Origin of the sequence: Telmatospirillum sp. J64-1, from assembly GCF_006980715.1 — a bacterium.
Lineage (GTDB): Bacteria > Pseudomonadota > Alphaproteobacteria > Rhodospirillales > Magnetospirillaceae > Oleiliquidispirillum > Oleiliquidispirillum nitrogeniifigens.
Map to the genome: position 1 here is coordinate 73,318 of NZ_SBHN01000026.1, position 7,286 is coordinate 80,603.

Here is a 7,286-nt window from a genome sequence, read left to right on the forward strand (position 1 = left end):
CGAGGTTCACGAAGACGAAAGGAGGAAAAACACGAAGGCCTTGACGGCGGCGAAGAGAATAGAACCGGCGAGGACCAAACTCAGTATGCCCAGAATGGCTCCGCCCAGAACGAATACACCGTCGCGCTCAAAGAAGCCCAAGGCGATAACTGAAATCGCCAAGGCAGGAAGCATGTTACCGAAAGGAATGGGCAGAGCGATCACGACCGCCAGAACCAGGCAAAGCAACGAAATCGTCCGTTCCGCCGAAAAATGGGTGGCCCAGAGCAGTCTCGGTTTGAGCAGCCGCTCGACCCGGTGGAGCCAAGGGATTCCCCGTTCGATGATGAGGGCGAAATCCTCACGGGCGATGGACCGCTCGGCGAGCCAGCGGGGAAACCACGGCTGATGCCGGCCATATACGAATTGCGCGGCCACTAGTATCAGCGGCATTCCCAAGACCGCCGACATGCCGGGCGGGGCGGGAAAAACATTGGGGAAGGCAAAAAGCAGGAACAAAATGCCATAGGCGCGATCTCCAAGAGCTGCTGCAACAGCTCCAAGGGTGATGCGCCGATGTGGCCAATCGGCCGCGAAGTTCCGCAAAAGAACAGAGACAGGTGGACGACTTCGCGGTTCTTCGTCCGTATCTTCGTACCGGATGCTACATCGATCAGGCATTTTCTTTCCTTCCGGAAAACTCTCCGGTAGCGCCACACCCATTCTGAAGCATGGCTCAGAGGGCTTCCCTAAGCGGCGGCCGGGCCGTTTCCTACCGCTCAATATAGTCAGGCAGATAGATAGCCTCTAATTCATTGTTTCTTATTCTGTGATAGGCTGCTGCTAACAGAAGAGAAAGCCCATGTTCACATTGCGCCAGCTTCGCTATATCGTCGCTGTCGGCGATACCCTCAGCTTCCGCCAAGCGGCAGAAATCTGCCATGTCTCGCAACCCACATTGAGCGTGCAGGTCCAGGAGGTCGAAAACTTCCTCGGCGTGCAATTGTTCGAGCGCAACCGGCGCTCCGTCGTGCTGACGCCGCTAGGGCGGGAAATTGTCGAGCGGGCCAAGGTCGTGCTGCGGGAAGCGGATGAGATCGTCGATCTTTCTCGTTCGGCCCGGAAACCGTTGTCAGGCCCCCTGCGGCTTGGCGTCATCGCCACTTTGGGACCGTATCTCCTGCCCTATGTCCTGTCGGCCTTCCGCCAGGAACATCCGGATCTTCGGCTTTATCTCCGTGAAGATCCTTCCCGGCGTCTGGAACGCCGCCTCAAGGAAGGGGAGCTCGACCTGATTCTCGTGGATCTTCCGGTCGATATGCAGGGGCTCCAGAGCATGGATCTGTTCTTGGAGCCGTTATGGTTGGCAGCGCCGCGAAGCCACCCCCTCGCCCAGCGGGATCATGTCTCACCCGAAGACCTGGCAGGCGGGGAACTGCTTTTGCTCGAAGAGGGGCATTGCCTGCGCGACGAGGTGCTGGAGCTTTGCCAGAAGGTTGGCGCGATGGAACATGGTGGTTTTCAGGCCACCAGCCTGGACACGCTCCGCCAGATGGTTGCCAGCAATATCGGTCTGACACTTTTGCCCGATCTCTATGTCGCGGCGGAGGCTGCCCAGGATACCCAGATCCGGGTGATTCCCTTTCATCCGCCACAGCCGACGCGGACGGTTTCCCTGATCTGGCGACAGAATTCGGCCAGGGCGAAGGAGTTCCAGGAGTTCGGGGCATTCATTCTGGAAAGACTGCCCGCCAGCCTTGAGCGCCTTCCGGCTCGTAGCGCCGCCAAGCCGGAGCGGCTGGACTGTCCTTGATCTACTCCGAAGAACGTACGCATGTACCGCTCATCGCCCCAGGAAAGGCCTGGCCCAGCCGAGAACTGAAGACGAGGTGTCGGCCGATACGTTGCCCTAGCCTCGAGATTCACGACCGTACCCTGTCCTTTCCCGCCAACGTCGGACAATGCACTCGCGTTCAGCGACATCCATCCAGCGCGATAGCTGGCGGAGGTCCCGGCACAGGTCGTAGCATCTATATTGCCCAGACCGCGCAAGTGTACCAGGGGCAACGCACGCATCGCATTTTCAGGCCGCCGACGGAAACTTGCATCCGCGCCGAGACCCAGGGCGATGGGCAACATGCCGGCCACCATTGCGATGATGGTCACCACAATGGGGCAAGCGCGTTTATGACACGCATCGAGCAGCGCGTCGTTCAGAGACAGACTGCGTTCACGGATGCCAAGGATTGTGCACTCAACGGGCAGGACTTTATCGTCAGATTACGGCTGGCCAACACAGATGGCCGAACCCTCGATCTCGGAAGCGCCGCAGCGCCCATCAGGAAGGAGCTTAGCCGGAAGATCGGCGCCGAATGCCTCCGCTGCATTGACTACACCACCACCTTCAGTTCGTCTGGCGTCCGTAGACTGCCAGTCGTGCAAGCAGGATCGCTGCGATGGTGGCAGCCACAACATTGTAGCTCATACCGGAGACGAATGCCGAGGCGTAGCGCGCGGCCTGTCCTTCCGATCCAGCCCCGAGCGCCACACCGAAGAGGATGCCGACCACTGCTACACCGAGCGCCGCCCCAACCTGCTGGAGCGTGGAGATCACGCCGGACGCCATGCCGGCCTGCCGCGCCTCCACAAAGCCCAGCACGAGGTTGAGCAGCGGCGTCATGATCATCGCCTGCGCGCCGCCAATGACGATCAGCGCCGGAATGAGGTGCGCGACCACAAGGTCGGCCCCGGTGATCCAGACCTGTCCGATCAGCACGCCGAACGAGATTGCATAGACCAGCGCACCTACGGCAATGGCTGGCGTCCCAAAGCGTGCGACGAGGCGCGGCGCGCTCAAGGAGAGGATCACGAATGCGATGGAGCACGGCACAAAAACGCTGCCGGCTTCGAACGGGCTGAGGCCGAAGCCCGTCTGCGCCAGAAGCGCGAAACAGAGGAAGAAAGATGAGGCCGTCGAATAGATCAGCAGCACGAGCAATCCGCCTTGCGCAAAGCGGGGTTGTCGCATCAGCGCCATGTCCACCAGCGGCTGGTGGCCGGCTTTGCGGCGGTGCTCCTGATGGTGGTAGAAGGTGGCCAGCAGGATCACGGCTCCGGCGAACGACAAGAAGCTCCAAAGCTGCCAGCCATGGGTCGGAGCCTCTACCAGCGGCACGAGCAGCATTGTCAGTCCGAGGCTGACCAGAGCCACGCCCGGCCAGTCGAGCGCCGTGCGTTCGGGTGAAAGCGTCTCGGGGATGAACCGCGACATCAGAATGGCGAAAATGCCGATGGGCACGTTGATGAGAAAGATCGTGCGCCAGCCGAGATCAAGGATATTCGCCTCGACCAGAAACCCGCCGAGGATCTGACCCGCGATAGCGGCAAGGCCGAGTGTCATGCCGAGGAAGCCGAAGGCACGGCGGCCGTCGTCGCCGGAGAAGTTCACCCGGATCGAGGCATAGACCTGCGGGAAGAGCAGCGCGGCCGCCAGCCCCTGCAACACGCGGGCGCCGATCAGGATTTCCACGGTTGGCGCGATGCCGCAGAGAAAGGATGCGACGGTAAAGGCCGCCATGCCGAGGATGAACAGCCGCCGCCGCCCGTAGAGGTCACCGAGCCTCCCTCCGGTCACGAGCAGCACACCGAAGGCCAGTTCGTAACCCGCAACGATGAAGCCGATCTGCGATAGGCTCGCCCCGAGTTCGGCCTGCATCGAGGGGATGGCGACATTGACCACGAAGAGGTCGAAGATTGTCACAAAACCGGCCAGCAGCAGGATGGAGAGGCCGAGCCAGGGCGGGCGGCGCGTGGTTTCGGTCGATACGGGAGAAAGCGGTGGGGCGGTGCAGGCGTCGGAATTCATCTGGCGTCCTCTTGTGTTGACGCGCCATCGATTCCACGGCCTATATGCTTTTACAATTTAACTGTTTATTCTGTTACTTTTGGTAATGGACTCACTGATGCGCACCCTTGAACGAACCCGTCCCGAGCTTGCGGAGTTCTTGCGTACGCGCCGCGAGCGGCTTATGCCGGAAGATGTAGGCTTGCCGTCCGCGAAGCGCCGGCGCACGCCGGGGCTGCGGCGCGAGGAAGTCGCGGCCCTCGCGGGCGTCGGACTGACTTGGTATACATGGCTTGAGCAAGGCCGCGAGATCGGGGTTTCCGCCGACTTCCTCGACAATCTCGCCCGCGTCCTCAAGCTTGATGCAGCCGAACGCCGGCATCTGTTCATGCTCGCCCATGAGCGCCCGCCGGCAGAACCCGGCAAGACGTTCTGCATCGTGCCTTCGCTCGCTGCCCGGTTGGTGGAAGACCTTGCGCCCCACGCCGCCTATATCATCAACCTGCGCTGGGATGTGCTGACCTTCAACCAGTCCGCCGACAGTCTCTTCGGCTTCGGTCAGCACGGATCCAGTCGCCGCAACCTCCTTTGGCTCCTGTTCACCGATCCGGGCTTGCGCGACGCGATCATCGACTGGGAAGAACAGGCCCCGGCTATGCTTGCCAGCTTCCGCCGCGACTTTGCCGCCGCGCGCGCGGATGCAGATGCCAAGAAACTGATCGCGGAGCTGGAAGTGGTTTCTTCCGACTTCAAAAGCTGGTGGCGCAGTCAGGACGTGCATGCGCCTTGCACCGGCACCCGCCTGATCCGCGTGGAGGGACAGCCCGTGGAGTTCGAGCACACTTCGCTTACCCTGGATGGTGGGCAGCATCTGCGCCTCGTCGTCTATGCACGCACCCAACCGCATTAACGCGCTTTCCTCGGCTTGCACTGGCCGAGCCAGATGCTCCCGATAACAAGAAAAACGCCGACGACTTGAAACCCGGTCAGCGTCTCATCAAGGAACGACCAGCCGAGTAGCACGGCAGTTACGGGGCTGAGAAAGCCCAACGAGGAAACCACCGCCGAGTCCAGCCGGGCGATACCTCGGAACCAGAGGATGTAGCTCAGTGCCGCGCCGATCAGTCCGAGCCAGACCAGCCCGAGCAAGTTAGGTATGGTCGGAACTGGAACGGACGGCTTGACAAGCACGGCCGCCAGCACGAGAAGAAGTCCGCCGGCCGTCAGTTGCCAAGCGGTGAAAGTGAGCAGCGACACCGTAGGCTGCCACCTACGGGTCAAGACGGTGCCGAAGGCCATGGAGACCGCACCGGTAAGGCCCGCTGCAATGCCCACGGGATCGAGCGCCGCTTGCGGCGTCAACACCAATAGTGCGACACCTGTGAGACCGATCATCGCCGCAAGGACCGAGACCGTCCGTATCGTGTTGCCAAGCATGGCAGCGGCGAGAAAAATGACGATAAGCGGCTGGACCGCGCCCACCGTCGCCGCGACGCCCCCCGGAAGACGGTAGGCCGAAACGAACAGCATGCTCCAGAAGATCGAGAAGTTGAGCGCGCCGAGAATGAAGATGCGCAGCCACCATATCCCCGCCGGAAGCTGCCGCACGATCAGAAGCAGCAGCAAGCCGGCAGGCAATGCTCGGAACATCGCCACCGTCATCGGCGAGTAGTCTGACAGAAACTCGGTGGTGACGATGTAGGTGCTGCCCCATACGGCCGGCGCAATCGCCGTTAGCAGCTGATCGGATTTGCTGACTTTCATGCGATCTCCAGAACCTCCGCAAGCGGGCGGCGCGGCTTTTGCGGCCAGTTGCCAGGTGCGGCGCGGCCGACTGCGACGAGCAGCACCGGCACCTCGTTCGGCTTCAGACCGAACATGCGCGCCACGCCTTCGGCATCGAATCCGACCATGGGACCGGAGGCGAGGCCCATCGCTTCGGCCGCGTGCATCAGCGTCGCTGCGCCCAAGGTGGCCGAGCGAACGGCCTCATCGCGTGCCATCCGAGGATCAGCATATTGCTGGCGCGCGCCTTCCTGCCAGCCGGCCACCATGGCGGCCGGCATGAAGCCGGCCTCGACGGAGGGACGCAACCGCTGGGCAAGAACCTCGTGATCGGGGAGCACGCCGCAGATGATGATGGTGACGGCGGCGTCAGTCACCTTGGGCTGATCTTGGGCAACGCTACGCAGCCGCGCTTTTGCCTCCGGTGTTCGCACCGCGATGAACCGCCAGTTCTGGAAGTTGTAGGCGGTCGGCGCTCGCGTCGCCAGATGCACAAGTCGTTCGATCTCGACATCCGTCAGGACGTGAGAGGCGTCGAACCGGTTGGCGGATGCACGTTGCTCGATAAGGGAGATAGTGGGGTTCGTCATCATGCTCTTCCGATTTGAAGGGTTTCGGAAGGAGATAAAGAACTTACTCACCGGTGATAATGAGCTATATACGCAAGATATTATTCACTGATAGAGAACTATAAGATGGATCGCCTCACGGCCTTGCGGGTGTTCCGCCGCGTAGCGGAGTTGAACAGCTTTGCGGAAGCCGGGCGAAGCCTCGGCCTTTCCCCGGCCGCGATCAGCAAGAACATCGCCGAGCTGGAAGCACATCTTGGAGTGCGTCTCATCAACCGGACGACGCGGCGCATGGCGTTGACCGAAGAAGGCAGGCTTTATCTGGAGCATGTCACGCGAGGACTGGACGCACTGGCCGAGGCAGACCAAGCGCTGCTTCCGAACAGAACGGCACCCAGCGGCACGCTCAAGGTCAGCGCGCCGATGACCGTCACCCTGACGCAGCTCTCGGCTTCTATCCCTCGGTTTCTGTCGCGCTATCCCGCCTTGAAGCTCGACCTTCATCTCGACGACAGGCGTGTGGATATTATCCGCGAAGGCTTCGACCTTGCCATTCGCGGCAGCGACAATCTGGAAGATTCGAGCCTGATCGCACGCAAACTGGCGGTCATGCCGCATGTACTCTGCGCTGCGCCTTCGTATTTCGAGAAGCATGGCAAGCCCAAAACGCCTGCCGATCTGAAGGCACTCACCAGCGTCCGCTTCAGCCTCTCGGGTCATGCGGATATATGGACGTTCAACAAGGATGGCCGCACCGAGAAGGTCGCCGTCGAAGCACGATACTCCGTCTCGTCGAGCCTTGCCGTACGCGACGCGCTACGCGCTGGCTTCGGGGTCAGCCTGATTCCTTCTCCCTATGTCGAGGACGATTTGAAGGAAGGCCGGCTGCAACCCGCGCTGGAGGATTGGAGCACGGTCGAAACCACGCTCTATGCGGTCTATCCATCGCGGCAGCACCTCGCACCGAAACTGCGTGCCCTGCTGGATTTCCTAGAGCGGATTTCGAGCGTTTCGAATCGCCAGGGATTCCCAAAGGAGCGAAAATCTGATTCATCATGCTGGCTGGAGTGAGGAGGCCAGCATGAATGGGACAGCCTCTATCAATGGAT

At 61.3% G+C, this 7,286-nt stretch carries 7 protein-coding genes and 1 pseudogene; 3 read left to right on the top strand and 5 right to left on the bottom strand.

Going from position 1 to position 7,286, the window contains the following annotated elements; translation table 11 throughout:
• Window positions 1-6: 6 nt before the first annotated feature.
• Window positions 7-702 (bottom strand): exopolysaccharide biosynthesis protein, encoded by a 696-nt coding sequence (locus EPD66_RS20620; protein WP_142850421.1) that lies wholly within the window; start codon window positions 700-702, stop codon window positions 7-9.
• Window positions 703-841: 139 nt separating this feature from the next.
• On the opposite strand from EPD66_RS20620, the gene EPD66_RS20625 reads away from it, so the two are divergent.
• Window positions 842-1,792, top strand: a complete 951-nt coding sequence (locus EPD66_RS20625) for a hydrogen peroxide-inducible genes activator (protein WP_142850422.1) — start codon at window positions 842-844, stop codon at window positions 1,790-1,792.
• On the opposite strand, the pseudogene EPD66_RS24845 reads toward EPD66_RS20625, so the two are convergent.
• Both EPD66_RS24845 and EPD66_RS20635 read right to left on the bottom strand, forming a co-directional pair.
• Window positions 1,741-2,130: pseudogene (locus EPD66_RS24845) on the bottom strand (MipA/OmpV family protein); the annotation flags it as partial. The gene EPD66_RS20625 and the pseudogene EPD66_RS24845 overlap by 52 nt on opposite strands.
• Before the next feature lie 253 nt (window positions 2,131-2,383).
• Window positions 2,384-3,844: an MFS transporter gene (locus EPD66_RS20635; RefSeq protein WP_142850424.1), complete on the bottom strand. Its 1,461-nt coding sequence runs from the start codon at window positions 3,842-3,844 to the stop codon at window positions 2,384-2,386.
• 97 nt (window positions 3,845-3,941) lie between these two features.
• On the opposite strand from EPD66_RS20635, the gene EPD66_RS20640 reads away from it, so the two are divergent.
• Window positions 3,942-4,733 (top strand): helix-turn-helix transcriptional regulator, encoded by a 792-nt coding sequence (locus EPD66_RS20640; protein ID WP_142850425.1) that lies wholly within the window; start codon window positions 3,942-3,944, stop codon window positions 4,731-4,733.
• Here the strand turns inward: EPD66_RS20640 and EPD66_RS20645 are convergent.
• Together EPD66_RS20645 and EPD66_RS20650 are read right to left on the bottom strand one after the other, a co-directional pair.
• On the bottom strand, window positions 4,730-5,587 hold the full coding sequence (locus EPD66_RS20645) for a DMT family transporter (RefSeq protein ID WP_142850426.1): 858 nt from the start codon (window positions 5,585-5,587) through the stop codon (window positions 4,730-4,732). The genes EPD66_RS20640 and EPD66_RS20645 overlap by 4 nt on opposite strands.
• Window positions 5,584-6,201, bottom strand: a complete 618-nt coding sequence (locus EPD66_RS20650) for a nitroreductase family protein (RefSeq protein ID WP_221931068.1) — start codon at window positions 6,199-6,201, stop codon at window positions 5,584-5,586. Before EPD66_RS20650 ends, EPD66_RS20645 begins: the two co-directional genes overlap by 4 nt.
• A 102-nt stretch (window positions 6,202-6,303) precedes the next feature.
• On the opposite strand from EPD66_RS20650, the gene EPD66_RS20655 reads away from it, so the two are divergent.
• A complete protein-coding gene (locus tag EPD66_RS20655; protein ID WP_142850427.1) occupies window positions 6,304-7,248 on the top strand; it encodes a LysR family transcriptional regulator in 945 nt (314 codons plus the stop codon).
• The last annotated feature ends 38 nt before the right edge of the window (window positions 7,249-7,286 follow it).

Bases quoted from the DNA above. Each gene is read 5' to 3' on its own strand.
- EPD66_RS20655 (WP_142850427.1), top strand. From the start codon at position 6,304: ATGGATCGCCTCACGGCCTTGCGGGTGTTCCGCCGCGTAGCGGAGTTG.
- EPD66_RS20635 (WP_142850424.1), bottom strand. From the start codon at position 3,844: ATGAATTCCGACGCCTGCACCGCCCCACCGCTTTCTCCCGTATCGACC.
- EPD66_RS20620 (WP_142850421.1), bottom strand. From the start codon at position 702: ATGGGTGTGGCGCTACCGGAGAGTTTTCCGGAAGGAAAGAAAATGCCT.
- EPD66_RS20625 (WP_142850422.1), top strand. From the start codon at position 842: ATGTTCACATTGCGCCAGCTTCGCTATATCGTCGCTGTCGGCGATACC.
- EPD66_RS20640 (WP_142850425.1), top strand. From the start codon at position 3,942: ATGCGCACCCTTGAACGAACCCGTCCCGAGCTTGCGGAGTTCTTGCGT.
- EPD66_RS20645 (WP_142850426.1), bottom strand. From the start codon at position 5,587: ATGAAAGTCAGCAAATCCGATCAGCTGCTAACGGCGATTGCGCCGGCC.
- EPD66_RS20650 (WP_221931068.1), bottom strand. From the start codon at position 6,201: ATGATGACGAACCCCACTATCTCCCTTATCGAGCAACGTGCATCCGCC.